The organism is Streptomyces sp. NPDC107528, assembly GCF_055639295.1.
The window spans coordinates 427,995-449,236 of the sequence record NZ_JBVKAV010000010.1 but is presented as its reverse complement, the minus strand read 5'-3'; the positions used below and the strand labels follow the sequence as shown (position 1 = coordinate 449,236).

Sequence of the window (21,242 nt, the reverse complement as noted above, 5' to 3'; positions counted from 1 at the left end):
CCCCGATCTTCGACCTGGTCGACTACGGCGTCGTCGGCGACCTCTTCGACGTCGTCCCGACCCTGACCGAGGAGATCAAGACCCGCAAGGGCTGACCCCCACCCAAGGCCGCCCAAACACATGGTCACGTCGGCGCGAGCCAATTCGGTACCGCGCACAAGACCGCAGCCGGACAAGGATGGCTCGGTATCTGGCGCTCGATAAACCTGAACAGCATCTCCATATGTGGCGCAATTGCGCCACTCTGGAATAGGGCAGATGTGTCACGTATCTGCTGTCATTGCTGTCGAGAGGCTGCACCTTGGGTGGAGGTACGTGCAGACTCTCGCTATGGCACGGCGCCGTGGGGGGCCGAGCCACGTGGTCGGTCCCGGATCCGACGGCGGCTTCGGGGCCGACCTCGTCATGGCCAGACATCGACCAGGCAGCAATTACCCCTGCAGGTACATGCATTCCGCGCAGATCCTCACATGACGTAGCAGAATGCAAAATCGCCTCGGCCCCGCCTCGAGCTTCGGTTCGAGGCGGGGCCGACGGGAGACAGTGGTGATTTCACACACCGCTCGAAAGCATCGTTGAGTTTCCCGCGGCTCCTTGTCAGGGCAGGATATGCGCCGACGGTCTACTTACGATGCATACAAGCATGAGACCATGTTTCGGCATCGTTTACGAGGCCATGGGAGTGCGCGATTACGTCATTCTTCCCATCAGGGCGTGTGGTTTGACGACAACGTACCGAGGCCTACAGCTCCCCATGAACGTGCCGGCCCTAGTGCGGCTGTACACATGCAATACCTCGAAGCGGACCTGCTGCACCACAGTCTCAAACGTGGCGCATTTGCGCCATCAGAGCGGCGAATCACCCCCTCTGTCCATTCTTATGAAATTGTCCGATTGATACCCCAGTATGGTTCATACGACGACGCACTTCACGAGAACGGACGGCAGTGTGGGCAGGCATCGACGGGCCACTCGAATGGTCCGTACACGGTCAGCAACCGTCAGGGCCGCAGCGGCAGTTGGCGTAGTCACTGCTGTCACGGTCGGAGCCTGGACTGAGGATGACAACGCCTCGCAAGCACGTACCGCGCCCGAATCAGCGGCCGATCAGGTACCGCTCCTTCGCGACACCTCCTTCGCCGTCCACGACTCAGCCTCTACAGCAGCCGCCCCGACTGATCTGGCCACACATTCCACGATCGAGCATCCCGTCACCACTTCGTCGGCACCAGAGCGGGCGAACGCCTCCCGGGGGTTCAACCCAGTCCCCGGCCAGACGGGGGCCAAGCCATCGCACACCGAACCACCGGCACCCACGGCTCCCAGCAGTCCCAGTCCGTCACACACTCCTCAACTCACGCCCCCTGCGGGCGACAAGAGCCCCTCGACCGGACCCGACAACCCCAACGAAGGAAACCACCACGGCGGGCTTGGTGCTGTGGTCACGAATGTCGGCGATCTGGTTGGTGATCTGCTCAACCTCTGAGAAGCATGCGATGTGCTCTCGCTCCCAGTAGTCCACGCCTAAGTCCTGATCAGCGGAAGGCCGGCTCCATTCCGCCCCATTTGCGGCAGCGCAGCGGCAGCCTTCCCAGCCAATGGTCGAAGTGGCAGATATCGCCCCATAACCGCATATAAGCCTTCTACTCGTGCAAACCCCCCGCAGGCCAGGGGAGTGTGTACGGGTTCTGCGTCGGACCTCCTAAGCTGCCCTCAGTGACAGGGCACTGGATGGGACGGAAGGCGACAGGATGACCTCGACAGAGACCACGCCGGACAGCGTGGCGGCTACTGCTGCCCGGCTGCAGAGCGAGCTCCCACTGCTGGAGAAGCACCAAAAGGGGCTCGAACAAGAACTCATTTCTGTCACGAAGCGGCTGGAGTCAGCCCGCGCTGCACTGGACGCCTTGCTGGCTTTGTCCGCCACCTACCCTGAGTCGCCCACTGACGTTGTCATCGACGAAGCGTCGACACTTGTCGACCATCAGGGCTCCTCTGAGGTCTCGGCAGGTCGTGAAGCGGCGGCGACCAGTGACCGCGCAGACTCGACAGCGCCGGCCCACGACGATGAACCAGCCACAGGCACCAGTTCGGCCGACCATGGTGCGGCCGCCCTTCCTCACCAAGCAACACCCGCGGAAAGCAGCGGCGGCGGGCTCACCGTGCAGGTGTTGCAGGCCCTGTCCGAGGCAGGCAATCGACCCATCCGTGCACGCGACATCGCCAAGGTGCTGGGGCGCGACGGCTCATCCGGCAGCATCAACGCCGTGCGCAGCACGCTCGATCGACTTGTCGCCACCTCGAGGGCCGATCGGGCTGGCCGTGGCCTTTACCAAGTGAGGGCATGAGTCACGCGGTGGCGGCTTCAGGTCCTGATGAACTGAGTTGAGTGTCACGCACGTTCCTCAGTGTCCCTTGCGGAACCGCCGGTGCAAAGCACGCACCTGCTCTGCGAGACCTGGCACAGGGCCCTCGACGACGAGCGAGGGCACAACCGCCTCAATCGGAAGGGGGCGCACGGGGGCATCCGGAACACTCAACTCAGCTAGCCAAGCAACCATTTGCTCCGAGGAACTGACGTACACAATGCGTCCCAACCCGACCCAACCGTGAGCAGCGGCGCACATGGGGCAGTGTTCACCGGAGGTGTAGACAGTCGCAGCTGCCCTCTCCTCCGGGGTCATGGTTTCTGCTGCCCAGCGCGCGAGTTCGAACTCAGGGTGACGAGTGTCGTCTCCCATGGTCACCTCGCGGTTGCGGTCCTCAGCCAGGACCGTTCCATCTGCACCGGCAAGGACGGAGCCAAACGGAAAGTCTCCGGCTTCCAGAGCTTCGGTGGCGAGTTCCACGCAGCGCTGCAGGTGGCGCATGTCGGTGTCGTTAAGGGCCTTATCGTGCTTCATGCTTCCGCCAAGCTGGTTCTGGTGGGTCATGTCACTGCAGTGCCTTGGACGGGTTCCGCCAAGCTGCAATGGCTGCGAGTGCCTGCCATGCCGCCTGGGGTGTCAGCGTCTCGTCCGGATCACCGTTGAAGGGATCGAGCACCACGGTCTCGGCACCGAGAAGTCGCAGCTGTTCAAGATCGTTCGCGACCTGGTCGATTGTTCCTTCACCGGCGAGTCGGTCTGCGCCGGTGACAGGAGAGGTGGTAATCCGCAGCACAATACGGGGGGCGAAGGCCGGGACCGGTCGTTGCAGCTCATCCGCGGCTGCCATCAGCCTGTCCTTGGCCTCACGCAGCCACGGCAGGGTGCACCGGAGCGGGTGATACGCATCTCCGAGTCGTACTGCGCGGCGCAACCCGGCATCACTGTTACCGCCGACCCAGATCGGGATCTGTCCGCTGCGATAGTCCGCATCGTTGTCCCATGCGGTACGAATGGCGTTGAGGTGCTCGTCAGTGAGGGCGCCCCTTCTGTTGAACGCGACGCCGAGTGCTTCGTACTCCTGTCGTGCCCAACCAACGCCCACGCCCAGGACCAGCCGCCCTCCGCTCAACTGGTTCAGATTGGCGGCCATGCGCGCTGTGAGCAGCGGGTGCCGGTAGGGCACGATGATCACCGTGGTACCGAGTTGAACTCGGTGGGTGATGCCTGCCAACCAGGCCAGTGTGGTGAATGGCTCGTAGAAGGGTGCGGGGTACTGCTCCGCCACGTCGGGCGTCACCACAACATGGTCGGAGACCATCAGAGAGTCGAATCCGAGTCCCTCCACCGTTTGTGCCCAACTGTGCAGCACTCCCGGGTCAGTTCCCGGCCCGAAGTTCGGGACGTTTACACCTAGTCGCATGGCCACAACCTATTCAATGTGCATCCGCGGCGGAAGGGGGCCCTTCCTGCGTTCGGAGTAATGGGCCGTGCATCTACCGGTGAATTCGTCGCTTGGCCGTGAACTCTCTTTGTGCAAGCCCGCGGCGGCAAGTCTGCGAGTCACTTCTCGGTCGGCTTTTCCGCCGCCCAAAGGCTAGCCATCTCATATGCCACGTGAGCAGCAGCGAAACCGGTGATGTCTGCGTGGTCATACGCGGGGCTCACTTCAACAATGTCACCGCCGATGAGATTGCTTCCCTGGAGCCCGCGCAGGATGGACAACAGCTCACGGCTGGTCAGTCCGCCCGGCTCGGGGGTACCCGTACCAGGGGCGAAGGCCGGATCAAGGACGTCGATGTCGACGGAGACATACAGCGGCCGCTGTCCGATCCGCGATCTGAGGGCCTCGATGACACCCTTGATTCCGGACTGCTGGATCTCCTCACTACGCGTGGTCGCAAAACCCAGGGCAGCGTCATCGAAGAGGTCTGAGGCTCCGTAGACGGATCCTCGGATACCCACGTGCGCACACGCTTCCTGATCCAGCAAACCTTCCTCGGACGCCCTTCGGAATGGGGAGCCATGGTGCAGAGCCGATCCGAAGTAGTCGCCCCATGTGTCGAGATGAGCATCGAAGTGCAGTACTGCGATAGGACCATGCTTACGAGCAAGTGCGCGCAGCACGGGCAGGGACACAGTGTGGTCACCGCCGAGGACGAGCAGTTTGTCGGCGCGCTCAGCTACTTGGGTAACAGCGCGCTCGATCTTCTCGACAGCGTCCTGAATCCCGAAGGGACTGACCCCGAGGTCCCCGAAGTCGACGATCTGCCGGTCAGCGAACGGGGTCACCTCGAGGTCGGGGTTGTACGGCCGAAGCAGACGCGAACCGTTGCGGATGTGGGCCGGTCCGAAACGAGCCCCGGGACGGAAGGTCACGCCGGCGTCGAACGGGATGCCCAGCACGCCTGCGTCGTAGTCCGAGACCTGGTCGACCCGCGGAAGGGCTGCGAAGGTGGGCGGGGACGCGAAACGCGGCAACTCCAGGAAGCTCGCTTGTCCGACCACGTCTCCCGTCTTGGGGTACGTGATTTCTGGAGGACCGAAATTCGCGCTCATGGCTCTCTCTTCCCCTTGGGTCCCACTCTGGCGTCTGCCGACGTCACCCAGCCGAGACAGGCTCTCAGGCCGCGTCACCGTTTGGGAGGCGGTCGATTCTGGTCGCTACGGCAGGTGGGCTGGGGCAACGTCGTGTCCGTCGGCTCAGAAGGGCCGCCGCTCCCCGCCGCTCACCAAGCAACCGGACCTCTTCGGTTTACCACTTGCAATCAAGTGTTTAGTATCCTCAAACCCTCGACGGGTGCGTGTCAACCCTGAGCTCTCGACTGACACTGGAAACTTGCCGTCACTCGGGGGTGCATCGTGCCGCCGCCCAGCAGGTCCGAGACTACCGAGCCACTCTTGCCTGTCGTCGGGCGTCGGGCGCGGATCGGATCAGCAGTACCCATGCGCCCGCAGCAACAACCAGAGTTGAGCGGCGACGTCAGGGTCACCCAGGTCCAGGTCCAGGATTGACTGACACCTGCTGATGCGCATACGAAGTGTGTTGCGGTGCACCGCCATCGCTCGAGAGGCGAACTCCCAGCGACCGTGTGCCCTCAAGTAGGCGACCAGCGACTCGACCAGGGCGTTCTCCTCCTTGTCCAGAAGCACACCCAAGCGCTCTCGCACCACGGAGGTGGAGGCCGCCATCACATCATCGCGCAGATTGCGGTGTCCAGATCGGACCTTCTGCATCTCCGCTTCCAGGCGCAAACGCGCCGTTCCGACGTCGTTCGTGCGGATAAGACTGGAGACCAAGGCCACGGCAGAGGGCTCGGCCTGGGCTAGTGCGTCATCGAGGGAGGTAAGCGCTGGAGGGACTGCTGGCAGGAGGAACCAGACACGGCCGTGGTCAACTCGCACTGCCAGGGCATCCGGGCACCACTGCCTTACAACAGCGATGATGCCGTTGCTGTCTGCGCCCTTGGCAACCAAGATCCTGCACTGATTGCCGAGACTGAGGCCGGCCACCTCTGCGCCCAGACGGCGGGCAGCATCAACGAAACCGAGATCTACAAGGGACGCCATGCATCGTCCGGCAACGTCCTGGGCCGATTCCGCCTGCCGACGGCGGATCGTGTCGATGCTCAGAAGAGCGCAGGCGGTCAGGACTAGACGTCGTTGCGCAGCGTCCAGCTGACAGGACGTCCCTGCAGCCAGGTAGCCAACGACTCGGTCTTCGATCGCCAAGGGGAACACGACGACTGTGCGACCGGCCGCGCTGAAGGAGGCCGAGGAATGTACACCGACCGCCTTGAGGCGTTCGATCTCACCGCGCGTCTTCTCAGCCTCATGGACCATTCCGGCAGGGTGGACGTAGTCCACCTCACCGCTGACATCAAGGACCGCCGCCCAACCTTCCAGGGCCCGTGTGAGGGTTCGGAGGACCGCAGGGACGGGGTCACGTGACGCTGCCGCATCCACGAGGCCCCGATGAGCCGCGAGCGCATCGTTGAGGTGCTGTTCGGTCGAGCGGGACACTGCCGCCCAGTAGGCCTTCGTAATCTTCAGGAACGGCGTGGGTGGAGGAACGACAAGCAGTGTGAGGTTATGTCTCTGACAGGCATGGATCAGGGTGCCCGGTGGTTCGGCATGCACAGGCCCCAGTCCAACGGCCAGGGCAGTGACACCTGCCTGCTTCAAACGACGGACGTACTTCTCGCTGCCCATTCTGTTGTCAGGCAAGGCAAGGCCTGTGGTGAGCAAGAGCTCTCCGCCCAGCAGGTACGTGGTCGGATCGAGCAGCTCACTGATGTGGACCGCAGAGATCTCTTCAGTCGGGGCGGCAAAACCTGCTACGGGTGCGAGGTCCTCACCGAGGATGGCGGACAGCGCCGCCACGGTAGGTATGGCCATTGGGGTCGGTTCTCCTAGTGCAGTGTGACCATGCGACGGAGTCCAGTGGGCAGGCTATCCGACGCTGTTGTGCCATGACCTCCATAACCTCGTGCACAACGAACCCACGGAGGTAGGCCATGTCGCAGCCGGAGCAACGTCGGATCGTCAATACGCCGATCCCGGGACCGAGATCCCGCAAGCTGCAGAAGCAGCGTACGGCCGAACTGGCCACCGGGCTGGGCATGACCCTGCCAGTTTTCGTCGAACGCGCGGGGGGCGGCATTCTGGTCGACGTCGATGGCAATCACATCATCGACATGGCCTCCGGGATCGCCGTCACGAGCGTCGGAGCCTCCCACCCAGCCGTCGTCCACAGTGTGACTGAGCAGGTGCAACGCTTCACGCACACCTGCTTCCTCGTCACTGAGTACGACGGCTTCGTCGACGTCGCTGCTGCGCTGAACCGCCTCACCCCCGGCAATCATCAGAAGAAGACCGCACTGTTCACCACCGGCGCCGAGGCCGTCGAGAACGCGGTCAAGATCGCACGTGCGGCAACCGGACGCCCCGCCATCGTCACACTGGACCACGGCTATCACGGGCGAACTCTCCTCACCATGTCGATGACGGCGAAGAACGTTCCCTACAAGCAGGGGTTCGGGCCCTTCGCACCGGAGATCTACCGTGTTCCTGCCGCGTACCCCTTTCGCTGGCCAGGCGATCCCCAGGATTGTGCTCAGCAGGCTCTGCACCGGCTGAGGGAGTGCGTACTCACGCAGATCGGCGCCTCGAACGTCGCGGCAATCGTGGCAGAACCGATCCAGGGAGAGGGCGGATTCATCGTCCCACCGCCCGGCTTCCTCCGAGGGGTTCAGGAGTTCGCGAACGAGCACGGAATCGTCTTCATCGCAGACGAGATCCAGACCGGTTTCGGCCGGACGGGGGCGATGTTCGCCTGCGATCACGAGGGAGTCGTGCCGGACCTCATCACCACAGCCAAAGCGCTCGCCGGCGGAATGCCGCTGTCGGCGGTCACCGGACGTGCGGAACTCATGGACGCGGTGCCCCCAGGTGGCCTTGGCGGTACCTATGCGGGAAACCCGGTTGCTTGCGCTGCGGCCCTGGCCACCATCGAGACGATCGAACGGGAAGACCTCGTACGCAGGGCCCGAAGCATCGAGGATCTGGCCAAGCCGCGTTTGGAGCGGCTCGTCTCGCAGCGGTCCGTGGTAGGCGAAGTCCGCGGCCGTGGCGCCATGCTGGCCCTCGAGTTCGTCCATCCCGGCAGCACGGCGCCCGCCCCCGAGGTCGCGCAGTCCGTCGCCGCCCGCTGCCACGCCGAGGGAGTTCTCGTGCTGGTCTGCGGTACCTTCGGCAACGTCATACGGCTCCTGCCGCCTCTGGTCATCGGTGACGACCTGCTCGACGACGCACTCACCGTGCTGGAGCAGGCCATCAGGGAGCAGTCATGAGCACCGTCAGCAGCTTCGATCCGCGAACGGGCCTGCCCACAGGCAAGGTTGACGAGACAACGCCTGACGAGGTCGACAAGCTCGTCAGGCAAGCCGGACGAGCAGCACCGGAACTCGCCCGCACCTCACCGCAGACGAGGCGACGCTGGCTGCACGCCGTCGCCGCGACGCTGGAGGAGCACCGCGAGGAACTCGTCGCACTCGCAGACAGCGAAACAGCGTTGGGCACACTGAGGCTCACTGGCGAGGTGGCCCGTGCAGCCGACCAGCTCCGCTTCTACGGCGATGTCGCCGCAGAAGGATCCTTCATTGATGCCACCGCTGACGAGGCGACGGCAACAACGCCACGAATGGTGCGTGTCAACCGACCTCTGGGGCCCGTCGCTGTCTTCGGGGCCAGCAACTTTCCCTTCGCGTTCAGTGTTCTGGGCAACGACACCGCCTCCGCGATCGCCGCCGGCTGCCCCGTACTGATCAAAGCCCATCCGGCGCACCCGCTGCTCAGCGCGCGCCTCGCCGATCTGGCGACGCGAGCGTTGCACGAAGCAGACGCCCCGCAAGGCACTTTGGGCCTAGTCACCGGTCATGAGGCAGGCGTTGCCCTGATCCGTGCGGAGGCAGTGTCTGCCGTCGCGTTCACCGGCTCTCAGGCCGGAGGTATGGCGCTGTGGCGCCTGGCGAACGAACGCAAGGTCGTGATTCCCGTCTACGCAGAGATGGGCACGGTCAATCCAGTAGTCGTCACCCGCTCCGCCGCCGCCGACATGGCGGACGTGGCGCGCGGGTTCGTAACGTCGTTCACGCTCGGATCAGGACAGTTCTGCACGAAACCGGGACTTCTGCTGGTTCCCGCAGGACATGACGGCGCGGCACAGGTCGGGGGCGCTCTGGCAGAGGCGGCCCCACGGCCGGTCATGCTGACCGAGTCGATCTCCCGGTCACTGGAGCAGAGTCTGAGCGAACTCACCGCAGCGGGCGCGTCCGTGGTGCACAGTGAGCCCGGCAACGGGCGCGGATGGTCGGGGCGCGCCGCAGTCCTGGAGGCGTCGGTCGAGGACATTGTTCGGGGAAGCCGGATCCTTGAAGAGTGTTTCGGGCCCACCGCCGTCGTTGTCGAATACAACACCGACGATGAGCTGCGCACTGTCCTCTCACGTCTGCAGGGGTCCCTGGCTGCGAGCGTCATCACCGGCTACCCCGATCCGGATGCCTCGTGGATCATCACCCAGCTCTCATCTTCCGCGGGCAGGGTCGCCGTCAACGACTATCCCACGGGGGTCGCCTGTACCTGGGCGCAGCAGCACGGTGGCCCTTGGCCGGCGACGTCCAGCCCGGCGCACACCTCGGTGGGAGCAAACGCTCTGCACCGTTTCGTGCGGCCGGTGACCTTCCAGTCCACTCCTAATGCCTGGCTGCCTCCCGAGGCACAAGACAGCAATCCGTGGGGACTCCCCCGGCGTATCAACGGCGCTGCCGCCGGCCGGAGAGAGATGTGATGACCAAGCCGCTGGAAGGCGTCCTCGTCGCCGACTTCAGCCGCGTCCTCGCCGGCCCGCTTGCCACAACCACCCTGGCCGACCTCGGTGCCACTGTCATCAAGGTGGAACGCCCTGGCCGAGGTGACGACACCCGTCAGTGGGGGCCGCCTTGGACGGACAACTCCACCTCGTACTTCGACTGCGCGAACCGGTCGAAGAAGTCGATCGAACTGGACCTGACGGAGGAGGCGGATCTAGTCCTTGCCCGTCGATTGGCCGCGCGCGCCGATGTCCTGGTGGAGAACTTCCTGCCCGGGAGCCTTGACCGCAAAGGACTCGGATATGACGAGCTGAGCCACCTCAACCCCGCGCTGGTGTACTGCTCGGTCACCGGTTTCGGCAGCGTCGGCGGTGCCGAACTGCCCGGATACGACTTCCTCGTGCAAGCGGTCGGCGGCCTGATGAGCATCACAGGCGATCCGAGCAGCGACCCCGCCAAGGTGGGTGTAGCGCTCGTGGACGTCCTGACGTCCAAGGATGCAGTGATCGGAATCCTGGCCGCGCTGAAGGCGCGGGAAACGACCGGCCGCGGGGATCATGTCGAGGTGAATTTGCTGTCGAGCCTGCTGGGCTCGCTGGCGAACCAGGCGTCCTCCTACCTGGCCACCGGCACCGCGCCGACGCGTATGGGCAACCGGCACCCGTCGATCGCGCCGTACGAGACACTCCGCTGCAAGGACGGTCTGCTCGCCGTCGCGTGCGGAAACGATGCCCAGTTCGCTCGCCTCGCGGAAGCGGTGGGTGATCCCGATCTCGCCGCCGATGCACGCTTCGCAACCAACGGAGCGCGGGTGGAGAACCGCCAGGCACTCGTTGCGCGGCTCGAGGAAGGGCTACGAGACGAAGCCGTCGACCACTGGGGCGAGGTCCTCACCGCAGTGAAGGTGCCCGCAGGCAAGGTCGGCAGCATAGCCTCCGCGTTCGAGCTTGCTGCTTCGCTCGGCCTGGAGCCTCTTGTCTCCGTCGGGCCGAGGGCCGCACCACAGGTCCGGCACCCCATCACGTACAGAAACGCACGTCTCTCCGACTATCGACCGCCGCCCCGCTTGGGCGAGCACAACGACGACATCCGTGCATGGCTGGAGGAAGACTGATGAACAACCGCAAGATTTCCGCGTTCGATCCGCAGGATCCCGCCGGTATAGACGAACTGCTGACGCCTGAGGAGAAGGCGGTTCGCGCTTCGGTGCGGCAGTTGTGTGCCGAACGGATCGAACCGCACATCGCTGAATGGTTTGAGCACGGTTCGCTGCCCGACGTCCGAAACCTGACAAAGGAGTTGGGAGCGCTCGGAGTGCTCGGCATGCATCTGGAAGGTTACGGATGCGCCGGCATGTCGGCGACCGAGTACGGGCTGGCCTGCCTCGAACTTGAGGCGACGGATTCCGGCATTCGGTCACTGGTCTCGGTTCAGGGCTCACTGGCGATGTTCGCGATCTGGCAGTGGGGCACGGAGCAGCACAAGGAGGAGTGGCTGCCCAGGATGGCTGCCGGTGAGGCGATCGGGTGCTTCGGGCTCACCGAGCCGGACGTGGGGTCCGACCCGGGCAGCATGCGGACCCGCGCCCGTCGCGACGGCGGCGACTGGGTACTCGACGGCCGCAAGATGTGGATCACTAACGGCAGCATCGCCGACGTGGCGGTGGTCTGGGCGCAAACTGATGACGGTGTGCGGGGGTTCGTGGTGCCGACGAACACCGCTGGCTTTTCAGCGCCGGAGATCAAACACAAGCTCTCCCTGCGGGCGTCCGTGACCAGCGAACTCGTCCTCGACGGCGTACGCCTGCCAGCAGAAGCCGCCTTCCCCGACGTCCGAGGGTTGAAGGGGCCCCTCAGCTGCTTGAACGAGGCGCGTTACGGAATCGTCTGGGGTGCCATGGGGGCCGCCCGCTCCTCCCTGCAAGCGGCGTTGTCCTACGCGAACGACCGCGTGCAGTTCGGCCGCCCTGTCGCAGGCTTCCAGCTGACCCAGCAAAAGCTCGTGGACATGGCCCTGGAGTACAGCAAGGGTGTCCTGCTGGCCCTGCACCTCGGCCGCCGCAAGGACGCCGGGACGCTGCGGCCCGAGCAGGTCAGCATGGGCAAACTCAACAACGTGCGTGAAGCTCTCGAGATCTGCCGGACCGCGCGCACCGTTCTCGGCGCCAACGGTATTTCCTTGGAGTACCCGGTCATTCGGCACATGAACAATCTCGAATCCGTTCTCACCTACGAGGGCACGGTGGAGATGCACACGCTCGTGGTCGGTCAGGCGCTGACCGGACTGGCAGCCTTCCGGTGAATGATCGCTGTGCCTCGCTGGACTCGAAGGACAGCTTCGAACGGATCGGCGTCGTCGGCGCCGGTCAAATGGGCAGCGGAATCGCCGAAGTGTGCGGTCTTGCAGCATTGGACGTCCTCGTCTGCGAGCCGTCTGCCGCGCTGGTGGCAGAGGCCCGAAGAAGGATCGAGACGTCCCTCGAACGAGCAGTGGACAAGGGGAGAATCAGCGACGACATCCGCGGGGACGCAGTCGATCGCCTGTCTTACACGCATGACCTGACGGAACTGTCCGACCGTGATCTCGTCATTGAGGCGGTCGCGGAGGATCCGGCCATCAAGCTGGACGTGCTCTCGACGATCGACAAAATCGTCTCCCCGGGGACGATCCTTGCCTCCAACACGTCGTCGATTCCGATCATCAGTCTGGCGAACGCGACGAGCCGGCCAGAGCAGGTGATCGGGCTGCACTTCTTCAATCCGGTGCCCGTGATGCCGCTCGTCGAAATAGTCCCCTCGCTGCGGACTTCGGAGGAAACGAGTGCCCGAACGACCGGTTTTGTGGCTACCGCGCTGCGCAAGCAGGTGATCACAGGCCCGGACAGAGCAGGGTTCGTCGTCAACGCCCTCTTGATCCCTTACCTGTTGTCAGCGGTCCGCATGCTGGAGTCGGGGGTTGCGTCCGCCCGTGACATCGACCTCGGCATGCGGCTTGGCTGTGCACATCCGATGGGACCGCTGGAAATCACCGACCTGATCGGCCTGGACACCACCATGGCCATAGCGCAGTCCTTGTACGACGAGTTCAAGGAACCGCTGTACGCGCCCCCGCCCTCGCTGCAGCGAATGGTGCAGGCAGGGCTGACCGGACGCAAAAGCGGGAGGGGCTTCTTCGAATACGTGGAGCATCCTTGAGCAGACACAGTGCCTCGCCAGTGCGCAGTGGACACCGGCATGAGTCCAGCGGCTTGCCGTGGGGCGCCACGACGGAGTATTGCCGCCTTTAGAGTCATCCTTACGGCTCAGATCACCCGGTCAACCACCTCAGTGAGTGGCAGGTTGACCATGCTCATGTGGGTCCGTGCTGGCAGATTGCGGATCCAGGGCGCGGTACGCATGAGGATGGTGCTTTCGCAGCCACATGGCACGGGCGGCCCCGACCACAGCTGCGAGCACGATGAGGTAGGGCAGGGTGTTCACGACCGTTGAGTGCGTGCCGGTGAGGTGGGCGTAGTTCTGCAAGATCAGCACCATCGCGGTGCCCAATCCGCCGAGCGCAAGCGCCGGCGCCAGCGTGGTGTTCCACCAATGACGGTCAGTCCGGTGGCGTGCAAAGTAGACCAAGACGGCCACTGATGTACCCAGCAGCAGGACCATGATCCCCAGTGTGCCCAGGCTGACCATGCTGGTGGCCAGGTTCATATATGGGTCAAGGCCAGCCAACGCGAAGCCGCCAACTATCAGTACGCCCAGGACGGACTGGGCCGCACTGGCCCGGTGTGGTGAGCCGTGCTTCGGGTGTGTCACGCCAAGCCAGCGCGGCAGCAGCTGTTCGCGACCCAGCGCGTACATGTACCGGCTGGTTGCGTTGTGCATGGCGAGCGTCGAAGCCAGGAAGCTGGTGACCAGCAGCAGCGCCATCACGTCGGTCAAGCCCGCTGAGGTGTATTGCGTGTTGAGGCTGAAGAACAGCTCGCCGCCTTCTTCGCCGGCCCGGCTGCGCACGTAGTCGGGTCCGACACCTCCCACCGCCAGCCAGCTGGTGAGTCCGTAGAACACCGCGATGATGACGACTGACCAGCAGACAGCAAGCGATACAGACCTGCGCGCGTCGCGGGCCTCCTCGCCGTAGAGCGCGGCGGACTCGATGCCGGTGAACGAGGTAAACGCGAAGGTGAGGGCAGCTCCTATGCCGGCGCCCAGGGCGATGTCCGGCGAGAAGGACACGGCGGGCAGTGCTTCCGCTCCCTTGTGGCTGGCGATGCCGATGTCCATGACCAACAGGATCGCGATCTCGGCAATCATGACGATTCCCAGCACCCAGGCTGAGAGCTCGATCTGGCGTCGCCCGAGCACGGCGACGAGGGCGAGTACGGCGGCTGCATACCAGTGCCACGAGACGGCGGACGAAGCAACGATCAGATCGGCAAAGTGGGCGAACGCGCCGATGAGACCGACCGTCATGACGGTGTAGGACAGCAGGGCGAGCCACGCGGCCGCGGCTCCGGGTATGCGGCCGAGGCCTGCGCGGATGTAGGAGTACAGAGCGCCGGCGTGGACGATCTTCCGGCTCATCGCTGCGTAACCCGAGACGAAGCAGAGCATGGTCAAGCCGGCAAGAACGTAAGCGGCAGGCATTCCGGGTCCGGTTCCAAGTGCGAAACCGAAGGGGACAGTGGCAACCATCGCTGCCATCGGTGCCGTTGCCGCGACAACGAAGAAAACGATCTTCGGTGCGGTGAGGGTGCCTCTGGGCTGCGGTGTGGAGGTCTGTGGTGACATGTCGGTTCCTCCTCAGGGGACGGTGATGGGAGAAAGCGCAGTGTGCACTTCGCTGGCTGCGCGATGACCGGAGGTCACGGCGCCGTCCATGTAGCCGTTCCAAACCGAGGCGGTTTCGGTACCTGCCCAGTGGATGACACCGATCGGCTCGCGCAGGTGCGGGCCGTAAGCGGTCCAAACCCCAGCCCCGAGGCGGCCGCCATAGCATCCCCGGCTGTACTCCTCGGCCGTCCAGTCCTTGTCGAGGTAGTCAAGGGGTTCTGCAGCTCGTGCGCCGAAGAACTTCGTCAGGCATTGCACAGCAGCATCTCGTCGTTGCTCGACACTCTGGGAGCTCATCCGGCGCGCATGTCTGCCCTCGAAGAAGCCGACCAGGACACCATGCTTCGAACCGTGTGGTGTGTTGTCCAGAACGACTGAAAGCGAGTCCTCCAGGCTGACCACCTGGCCGCTGAGCCCGTCCTCTCGCCAGAAAGGGCGGTCGTACAGGACGTTGACCTTGATGACCGATCCCATTGGCACCTGCTGGGTGAGCTGGTCACGCAGCGGAGGCATCGCCGGGGAGTAGCGGATCCGGCCGGCCAGGGTCGGTGGGAGAGTAATCACCACTCTGCGGGCGGCCACCTCGCCTCCGTCGTACCGCACTACGGCCCCGTCGGCGTTGTGCTCGATGGCGTACACAGGCGAGGACAGGCGCACCGCATCTCCCAGTTCCTTTGCCATCGCCTCGCAGATCAGGTGGGGGCCGCCGAGCACGCGGGAGTCCTGGGCGCCGCCCTCAACGCCCAGCAGCATGTCGAGCATGCCGCCTGAGGCAATGTAGAACAGGAAGTGCAGAAGCGACATTTCATGGATTTCGGCGCAGAAGATTGCGGGGATGAGCATGCGCCAGTAGGCGAGCGCCTCGTCGTTGGCGGTGGCGCCCTCGAACCAACTGAGCAGTGTGATGGCGTCCCATTCACTGGCTAGCGCGGCCGCCCAAGGCTTTTCCAGGTCCAGTGTGGCGGCCATGGCCTCAAGCTCGCCCTGCAGTCGGGCTACTTCTGCCAGCGCCGCCCGGGCCATCCGCGTACTTCCGCGGTTGACTCGGCTGACACTGCCCTTCCATGCGAGCAGCCGTTCGCCGGCCGCGTACTGCGGGTACCTGCTCAGGCCGTACTTCTCGGCCAGGGCATCCACCGCAACTTGCGTGGGACCGATCCACTGACCGCCCATTTCGATGGCCTGTCCGTCCGCCATGAAATGTCCGGTCGTCCGACCGGCGACTCGGTCACGCGCCTCCAGAACAACCACCGAGTGTCCGCGCTCCGCCAGATCCACCGCGGTGGTCAGGCCCGCGAATCCAGCACCAACGATGACTACGTCAACTGTCTCCACCAGCGCTCCTCCTGATCAGGGGACGACCGTCCTGGCACAAGCCGGCCGCCAGGCGTTCGCCGCCCCGGCACACAAAGAGGGAGAAAAAAGAACTTGGTCGGACGTCCGACTTGGCGGAAGATTGACACGGCGGGTGACGCCCGCACAAGGGTGGAGTAGCGATAGACCTAGGGACACGGGAGGAGTGGGAACTTTGGCTGCTTACGTGAAGGCGGCGGATCGACGTCGGCAGTTGGTTGCAGCGGCCCGCACTGTGCTCGGCCGACAGGGCATGGCGGGGGGAACCCTGCGCGCCGTGGCAGCGGAGGCCCAAGTCCCACTCGGAACGGTGCACTACATCTTCCCGAGCAAGGAACAGCTTTTGCGTGCCGTTCTGGAAGATGTGGTTCGCGAGATCTCCGAGACTGTGCGGGACGTCCCGGGGACCGCCGACGACCTGGAGTCAGCAATGCGGGCCGGCGCCCAAGCCGTATGGTCCTCAGTCATCGAACCACAGACCGAACAACAGATCATGCAGTACGAACTGTCCATCTGGGCTCTCAGGACAGCAGGTATGGCGGAACTGGCCCGATGGCAGTATGAGCAGTACATCGAGGTGATCACGAGGAGATGGACTCAGGCTGCCGGCCATGCGGGGGTCACGTGCGCCGTTTCCATGGAACAGCTTGCAAGACTGCTGCTTGCCGGGGTCGACGGCTTGGTCCTGCCATACCTCGCCTGCAAGGACGCGGAGCGCGCGAGAAACGACCTGGACGTGCTAGTCACCCAAATCGTGCGGCTTGCCCTTCCCGTGCCGCTCACCGACGCGTAGGCACCGAAGCGTGGCGCAGGCATGGCTCAAACCCGACCAAAATTCCCGAGCAACGCCGGAGACTGTTCCTGGACACCTCCCCGCTCCCGACTGCGACCTCATAATTGCCTCATGCGAGACAACGGGACGCCCGGCCGGGCAGCAGGGAACGCCCTCGAGATCGGACAGCGCCTCAGAAGCGCCCGAGAGCATCGTGGCCTGACCATCGGTCAAGTAGCCGAGTTCACGGGGCTGACCAAGGGTTTCATTTCTCAAGTCGAACGAGACAAGACCTCTGCATCGGTGGCATCGCTGCTCGCCATCTGCGATGCACTCAACTTGCAGATCTCCACACTGTTCGAACCGCCACGTACCTACATCAACAGGGCGTCCGACCGACAACCGACCCGGCTTATCGGCGAAGGTGTCACCGATTTCGTCCTGTCACCGCCGACCGACGGACGCTTCCAAGTCATCGAAACCCGCCTGGAACCAGGGGGCGGAGGTGACCAGCGCCCCTACAAGCTACCGGTCGACGGCGAGTTCGTCGTAGTACTCGAGGGCAGTCTCCACATCACCATCGAGAACCAGCGCTTTGACCTTCATCAAGGCGACTCACTCACCTTCAGCGCCCGTGATCGCCACAGTTGGAGAAACGGATCCGACGAAGCGCCCGCTCGCGTCATGTGGGTTCTCACACGAGGCGGCGCCTTCTGAGCCGGCATGGTGAGTCTCCTCCCGCCGACCAGCACCACTGTGCCCAGCATCCCCGCGTGCGGGCTGGGAAGCACGCTGTGTGGTCCCCTGGTGTTCCCGCCGTACAACATGGTCACCAGCTGCTGCGGTCATGACGTTGCGGACGCTTCGGAGGCGGTTTGGGAGTGTCTGTTGCCGCGCATCGTGTCGAGGTACTCGGTGATCGCCTCCCTGTTACGGATAAGGCACTTGATACGCTCCGTCATGCGATCGCGCTCGTCCTCCAGTGTCGCGATCATTTCCGGTGGCGCGTCGGAGAAATGGATAGCCCGGGGCTTGTCGAGGCAGGGAAGGATCTGCTTGATGAGCCGGGTCGGCAGTCCGGCGTCGAGCAGTCCTCTGATTTGCATGACCCGGTCGACGAAACGCTCGTCGTACCTGCGGTAGCCGTTCGTGCAGCGATCAGGGGTGATCAGCCCTTGGTCTTCGTAGTAGCGCAGCAGCCGTCGAGGAGTGCCAGTACGTTCCGACAACTCTCCGATTCGCATGTGATCTACCTAATCAACGGATGATTTGACCTTCACATCAGTGTGACGGTTTGAGCATACCCAACATGCGAACCCACACCACGCAGTCCGCACGAACACCTGCGCCTGACACCAAGGACCAGAGCCGAAAGCTCCCACTGCCGGCGCTCCTCGCGCTCGCCACAGCCGTCTTCATCACCAGCCTTACCGAGACGCTGCCCGCGGGTCTACTTCCCGCGATCAGCGCAGACCTCGGCGTGAGCGCTTCCGCCACGGGGCAGACGGTAACCATCTACGCAATCGGGACCGCACTCACAGCGATTCCCCTGACTGCGGCCACCGCAGGGTGGCGGCGCAAGCCTCTTCTGCTCACAGCAATGACGGGTTTCGCCGTCGCCAACACCGTCACCGCCCTGTCAGTGAGCTACCCCCTCACCATGGTGGCCCGGTTCGTCGCCGGAGTGGCCGCTGGTTTGGCCTGGGCACTGCTCGCCGGATACGCCCGCCGTCTGGCGCCCGCTCATCTCCAGGGAAAGGCCATCGCGATTGCCATGGCCGGCATCCCGATTGCGCTCTCCCTGGGCGTGCCTGCAGGGACCTTCATCGGCAAAATGGTGAACTGGCAGGTGGCGTTCCTCCTCATGACAGCGCTCACCCTCGTCCTGCTCGCCTGGATTGCTGCGGCGGTCTCGGACTACCCCGGACAGAGAACCGAGGGCCGCACCTCCATGTCGCGCGCGCTCACCACCCCCGGAGTGGCACCAGTCCTGTTCGTCACCCTGGTATTCGTCCTGGCACACACCATCCTCTACACCTACATCGCCACGTTCCTCGACCACCTCGGTATGAACGGTTCCACTGGCCTCGTACTGCTGGTCTTCGGCGCAGCTTCGTTGCTGAGCATCTGGATCGTGGGCGTTCACATCAACCGCCGACTGCGCGCCCTCACCATCGCCAGCGCCTTCCTTGTCGCACTGGCAGCTACCCTCCTGGCGGTGCTGGCCGACAGTCCCGCCTTGGTCTACGTCGCGGTCACACTCTGGGGTCTCGGATGGGGAGGCGTCCCCACTCTCCTGCAGACTGCCGTGGGTGATGCGGGCGCCGAAGCGGCTGACGCCGCACAAGCCATGCTGGTCACCCTGTGGAACGTGGCCATGGCCGGCGGCGGCGTTGCCGGTGGCATCCTCCTCGGTCTGCTCGGCACTACCTCCTTCCCCTGGAGCGTCCTCGCCCTTCTCGTGCCGGTTCTGGTCGTCGTAATCGCCGCTCGCGCACATGGTTTCCCCGCCAAGCGCGTACGGGCTGCCACATAAGAACCAGCCTCGAACGCCTCGACCCGTGTGCGGTACGCACTAGTTCTCCGACGTAACCCCGCACTACGCCCATGCAGAGACCAGTTCCAGATGCGATCCACCTGAGCTGTGTCGCTGGATGCCACGATCGTGCCGGGGGCTCGCTATCGCGCGGCTGGGGCCGCAGGAGGGGCCCCAGCCACGCGAGCCGGAACGACGATGCCATGGGCAACCCAGCCTGGGCGGTGGGGCCGCCATGCGAAGGGCTCACCACCGCGGCGCCCGCTGACAACCTCTCCCAGCCGTCATGACGGCGTGAATACGCCAGTGTGTCCGTATGTTGTCACCATCACCTGCACCACCCGCGAGCGCGGTCAATCTGGCACCTCCACGCAGTTTTCATGGTCAGATACCTGGAAAGCCTTCGCTTCCACGCTCCGCCGAGGTAACTAGTGCATCGAAGGATGTACAAGCGTCAGTGTGTTCTGGTACTCGCGACCGATCACACCCTCGTCCCACTGCCTTAACTTCGTCCCATGAACCAAAACCTCACTGATGCCAGCCGGTCGCCGAGCCCGCCCAAGCGTGCACGGCGTCGACACACCCTGGGCACACTGGCCGCAGTCGGTCTGATCGCGGCCGCGGTCGCCTCGGCCTGCGGACCGGCGACCGACAGGGCCGACGCCACCACGACGGTCAAGGCTGCGAAGACACCTGACTACCGAGGCAAGCTCGTCTCGGTCACGCCCCTCGGCAAGCTGAACCGCGGCCAGATCTCCGAGGCAGTTGGTCAGTGGTTCCCGGGTGCGGAGGCATCACTGCGCCACGGCACAGCGGCGTACCGTCTGGAGTACCGCACCATCACTCCGAAGGGACGACCTACGACGGCCACCGGGCTGCTGGTCATCCCGGAAGTGCGTTCACGCCAGCTGACGACAGTGCTGCATAGTCACGGAACGCTGGCATACCGCAACGACGCACCCTCGGTTGACCCGAAGGGACTCGATCGAGTTGTGGCCTCGCTCTATGCCTCCGGCGGCCGGGCCGTGGTGGCTCCCGACTATCTCGGTCTCGGGAAGGGCCCGGGCCGGCATCCGTATCTGCACAACGCGTCTGCAGTCTCCGCGTCCGTCGACATGCTGCGGGCAGCGCGCAAGGCAGCCCCCAAGCTGGGCAAGTCTCTGAACGGAGACGTGTACGGAACTGGTTTCTCGCAGGGCGGCCAGGTGACCATGGCGGTCGGGCGGGCGCTCGGTGAAGGTCATGAGAGGGGTTGGCGCTTGCGGGCACTCGCACCCGTGAGCGGCCCCTACGCTATTGAGAAGGATCTGCGCACCCTTGACGAGGGACCGACGGATATCGCCGCGGTCAGCTACATCACCTACCTGCTCACGGCTCAGAACTCCGTAGACCGCCTCTACGACTCGCCAAGCGAAGTCTTCAAGGCGCCGTACGACAAGTACGCGGATGAGCTCTTCGACAGTGATCACACGGGAGAAGAGATCGTGAAGAAGCTGCCGGCAACTGTCCCGGAGCTGCTGACGGACAAGTGGTACCGCCTGCTCACCAACCCGGCGGGGAATTTCCAGAAGGTCCTTCAGAGGATCGACACCACCTGCGACTGGTCGCCAAGGGTTCCTGTCCATCTGTATGCCGCTTCTGGTGATAAGGACATTCCTATTGCCAACACGCGTAACTGCGCGAGCCAGTTGAGCACACACGGGGTGAAGGCCACGGTGATCGACCAGGGTGCAGGTGCTGTGGATCATTTCGGTTCGTTCCAGAAGTCAGTGCCACAGATCGCCCAGTGGATCGACCAACGGGAAAGGTAAGCCGGACAGCCCAGGTGCACGTCACCAACGTGTAGTGCACTCCAGGGAGAACAACAGGATGCTCACCATGCAGCTGCGGATTGCTTCCGAAGACATTGTTCGCAGGTTTCTACGGTCTCGGTGAAGACGGCGCACCGAATGCGTGGCGCATGGGTATCCGCGCCTGCCGACACGTCCGTAGTCCGGGTGCACGCACGTGTGGTTTGCTCGC

At 64.2% G+C, this 21,242-nt stretch carries 17 protein-coding genes; 10 read left to right on the top strand and 7 right to left on the bottom strand.

The genetic code is table 11. The features are described 5' to 3' along the window. The first annotated feature begins 1,751 nt into the window (after window positions 1–1,751). Window positions 1,752–2,348 (top strand): hypothetical protein, encoded by a 597-nt coding sequence (locus ACZ7L5_RS31420; RefSeq protein WP_471520872.1) that lies wholly within the window; start codon window positions 1,752–1,754, stop codon window positions 2,346–2,348. A 57-nt stretch (window positions 2,349–2,405) separates the two neighbouring features. Here ACZ7L5_RS31420 and ACZ7L5_RS31415 read toward each other — a convergent pair whose 3' ends face one another. From ACZ7L5_RS31415 to ACZ7L5_RS31400, 4 genes are all read right to left on the bottom strand, one after another. Further along, window positions 2,406–2,903 carry a nucleoside deaminase gene (locus tag ACZ7L5_RS31415; protein WP_471520912.1) on the bottom strand — a complete coding sequence of 166 codons (498 nt, stop codon included), beginning with the start codon at window positions 2,901–2,903 and terminating at the stop codon, window positions 2,406–2,408. A 31-nt stretch (window positions 2,904–2,934) separates the two neighbouring features. Beyond that, window positions 2,935–3,789: an LLM class flavin-dependent oxidoreductase gene (locus tag ACZ7L5_RS31410; RefSeq protein WP_471520870.1), complete on the bottom strand. Its 855-nt coding sequence runs from the start codon at window positions 3,787–3,789 to the stop codon at window positions 2,935–2,937. A 140-nt stretch (window positions 3,790–3,929) separates the two neighbouring features. After that, on the bottom strand, window positions 3,930–4,925 hold the full coding sequence (gene speB, locus ACZ7L5_RS31405) for an agmatinase (protein WP_471520868.1): 996 nt from the start codon (window positions 4,923–4,925) through the stop codon (window positions 3,930–3,932). Window positions 4,926–5,300: 375 nt separating this feature from the next. Beyond that, the gene (locus ACZ7L5_RS31400) at window positions 5,301–6,764 is read right to left on the bottom strand and encodes a PucR family transcriptional regulator ligand-binding domain-containing protein (RefSeq protein WP_471520866.1); all 1,464 of its coding nucleotides are present in this window, start codon (window positions 6,762–6,764) and stop codon (window positions 5,301–5,303) included. A gap of 119 nt (window positions 6,765–6,883) precedes the next feature. Here ACZ7L5_RS31400 and gabT point away from each other — a divergent pair, with 119 nt between their 5' ends. Genes gabT through ACZ7L5_RS31375 form a run of 5 tightly spaced genes read left to right on the top strand, consistent with a single transcriptional unit; the run spans window position 6,884 to window position 12,930 of the window. Next, window positions 6,884–8,218 carry a 4-aminobutyrate--2-oxoglutarate transaminase gene (gene gabT / locus ACZ7L5_RS31395; protein WP_471520864.1) on the top strand — a complete coding sequence of 445 codons (1,335 nt, stop codon included), beginning with the start codon at window positions 6,884–6,886 and terminating at the stop codon, window positions 8,216–8,218. Beyond that, the gene (locus ACZ7L5_RS31390) at window positions 8,215–9,714 is read left to right on the top strand and encodes an aldehyde dehydrogenase family protein (protein ID WP_471520862.1); all 1,500 of its coding nucleotides are present in this window, start codon (window positions 8,215–8,217) and stop codon (window positions 9,712–9,714) included. Before gabT ends, ACZ7L5_RS31390 begins: the two co-directional genes overlap by 4 nt. Further along, on the top strand, window positions 9,714–10,850 hold the full coding sequence (locus tag ACZ7L5_RS31385; RefSeq protein WP_471520860.1) for a CaiB/BaiF CoA transferase family protein: 1,137 nt from the start codon (window positions 9,714–9,716) through the stop codon (window positions 10,848–10,850). Before ACZ7L5_RS31390 ends, ACZ7L5_RS31385 begins: the two co-directional genes overlap by 1 nt. Further along, window positions 10,850–12,037, top strand: coding sequence for an acyl-CoA dehydrogenase family protein (locus ACZ7L5_RS31380; protein ID WP_471520858.1), 1,188 nt, complete (start codon window positions 10,850–10,852; stop codon window positions 12,035–12,037). Before ACZ7L5_RS31385 ends, ACZ7L5_RS31380 begins: the two co-directional genes overlap by 1 nt. Continuing rightward, window positions 12,034–12,930 carry a 3-hydroxybutyryl-CoA dehydrogenase gene (locus ACZ7L5_RS31375; RefSeq protein WP_471520856.1) on the top strand — a complete coding sequence of 299 codons (897 nt, stop codon included), beginning with the start codon at window positions 12,034–12,036 and terminating at the stop codon, window positions 12,928–12,930. The genes ACZ7L5_RS31380 and ACZ7L5_RS31375 overlap by 4 nt, the downstream gene beginning before the upstream one ends. A 129-nt stretch (window positions 12,931–13,059) precedes the next feature. Here the strand turns inward: ACZ7L5_RS31375 and ACZ7L5_RS31370 are convergent, their stop codons facing one another. Continuing rightward, the gene (locus tag ACZ7L5_RS31370; protein ID WP_471520854.1) at window positions 13,060–14,517 is read right to left on the bottom strand and encodes an APC family permease; all 1,458 of its coding nucleotides are present in this window, start codon (window positions 14,515–14,517) and stop codon (window positions 13,060–13,062) included. Window positions 14,518–14,529: 12 nt separating this feature from the next. Then, window positions 14,530–15,894, bottom strand: coding sequence for a flavin monoamine oxidase family protein (locus ACZ7L5_RS31365; RefSeq protein WP_471520852.1), 1,365 nt, complete (start codon window positions 15,892–15,894; stop codon window positions 14,530–14,532). A gap of 193 nt (window positions 15,895–16,087) precedes the next feature. Here ACZ7L5_RS31365 and ACZ7L5_RS31360 point away from each other — a divergent pair, with 193 nt between their 5' ends. Together ACZ7L5_RS31360 and ACZ7L5_RS31355 are read left to right on the top strand one after the other, a co-directional pair. Then, window positions 16,088–16,705 carry a TetR/AcrR family transcriptional regulator gene (locus tag ACZ7L5_RS31360; protein WP_471520850.1) on the top strand — a complete coding sequence of 206 codons (618 nt, stop codon included), beginning with the start codon at window positions 16,088–16,090 and terminating at the stop codon, window positions 16,703–16,705. A 111-nt stretch (window positions 16,706–16,816) separates the two neighbouring features. Then, on the top strand, window positions 16,817–17,401 hold the full coding sequence (locus tag ACZ7L5_RS31355) for a helix-turn-helix domain-containing protein (RefSeq protein ID WP_471520848.1): 585 nt from the start codon (window positions 16,817–16,819) through the stop codon (window positions 17,399–17,401). Between the two features lie 128 nt (window positions 17,402–17,529). Here the strand turns inward: ACZ7L5_RS31355 and ACZ7L5_RS31350 are convergent, their stop codons facing one another. Next, window positions 17,530–17,928: a MerR family transcriptional regulator gene (locus ACZ7L5_RS31350; RefSeq protein ID WP_471520846.1), complete on the bottom strand. Its 399-nt coding sequence runs from the start codon at window positions 17,926–17,928 to the stop codon at window positions 17,530–17,532. 65 nt (window positions 17,929–17,993) lie between these two features. On the opposite strand from ACZ7L5_RS31350, the gene ACZ7L5_RS31345 reads away from it, so the two are divergent. After that, the gene (locus ACZ7L5_RS31345; protein WP_471520844.1) at window positions 17,994–19,220 is read left to right on the top strand and encodes an MFS transporter; all 1,227 of its coding nucleotides are present in this window, start codon (window positions 17,994–17,996) and stop codon (window positions 19,218–19,220) included. A gap of 515 nt (window positions 19,221–19,735) precedes the next feature. Then, window positions 19,736–21,031 carry an alpha/beta hydrolase gene (locus ACZ7L5_RS31340; RefSeq protein WP_471520842.1) on the top strand — a complete coding sequence of 432 codons (1,296 nt, stop codon included), beginning with the start codon at window positions 19,736–19,738 and terminating at the stop codon, window positions 21,029–21,031. Window positions 21,032–21,242: the final 211 nt, after the last annotated feature.

Excerpts from the sequence above, each read along its gene's own strand:
- ACZ7L5_RS31420 (WP_471520872.1), top strand. The coding sequence starts at position 1,752 with ATGACCTCGACAGAGACCACGCCGGACAGCGTGGCGGCTACTGCTGCC.
- ACZ7L5_RS31415 (WP_471520912.1), bottom strand. The coding sequence starts at position 2,903 with ATGAAGCACGATAAGGCCCTTAACGACACCGACATGCGCCACCTGCAG.
- ACZ7L5_RS31410 (WP_471520870.1), bottom strand. The coding sequence starts at position 3,789 with ATGCGACTAGGTGTAAACGTCCCGAACTTCGGGCCGGGAACTGACCCG.
- speB (WP_471520868.1), bottom strand. The coding sequence starts at position 4,925 with ATGAGCGCGAATTTCGGTCCTCCAGAAATCACGTACCCCAAGACGGGA.
- ACZ7L5_RS31400 (WP_471520866.1), bottom strand. The coding sequence starts at position 6,764 with ATGGCCATACCTACCGTGGCGGCGCTGTCCGCCATCCTCGGTGAGGAC.
- gabT (WP_471520864.1), top strand. The coding sequence starts at position 6,884 with ATGTCGCAGCCGGAGCAACGTCGGATCGTCAATACGCCGATCCCGGGA.
- ACZ7L5_RS31390 (WP_471520862.1), top strand. The coding sequence starts at position 8,215 with ATGAGCACCGTCAGCAGCTTCGATCCGCGAACGGGCCTGCCCACAGGC.
- ACZ7L5_RS31385 (WP_471520860.1), top strand. The coding sequence starts at position 9,714 with ATGACCAAGCCGCTGGAAGGCGTCCTCGTCGCCGACTTCAGCCGCGTC.
- ACZ7L5_RS31380 (WP_471520858.1), top strand. The coding sequence starts at position 10,850 with ATGAACAACCGCAAGATTTCCGCGTTCGATCCGCAGGATCCCGCCGGT.
- ACZ7L5_RS31370 (WP_471520854.1), bottom strand. The coding sequence starts at position 14,517 with ATGTCACCACAGACCTCCACACCGCAGCCCAGAGGCACCCTCACCGCA.
- ACZ7L5_RS31355 (WP_471520848.1), top strand. The coding sequence starts at position 16,817 with ATGCGAGACAACGGGACGCCCGGCCGGGCAGCAGGGAACGCCCTCGAG.
- ACZ7L5_RS31350 (WP_471520846.1), bottom strand. The coding sequence starts at position 17,928 with ATGCGAATCGGAGAGTTGTCGGAACGTACTGGCACTCCTCGACGGCTG.
- ACZ7L5_RS31345 (WP_471520844.1), top strand. The coding sequence starts at position 17,994 with ATGCGAACCCACACCACGCAGTCCGCACGAACACCTGCGCCTGACACC.
- ACZ7L5_RS31340 (WP_471520842.1), top strand. The coding sequence starts at position 19,736 with ATGAACCAAAACCTCACTGATGCCAGCCGGTCGCCGAGCCCGCCCAAG.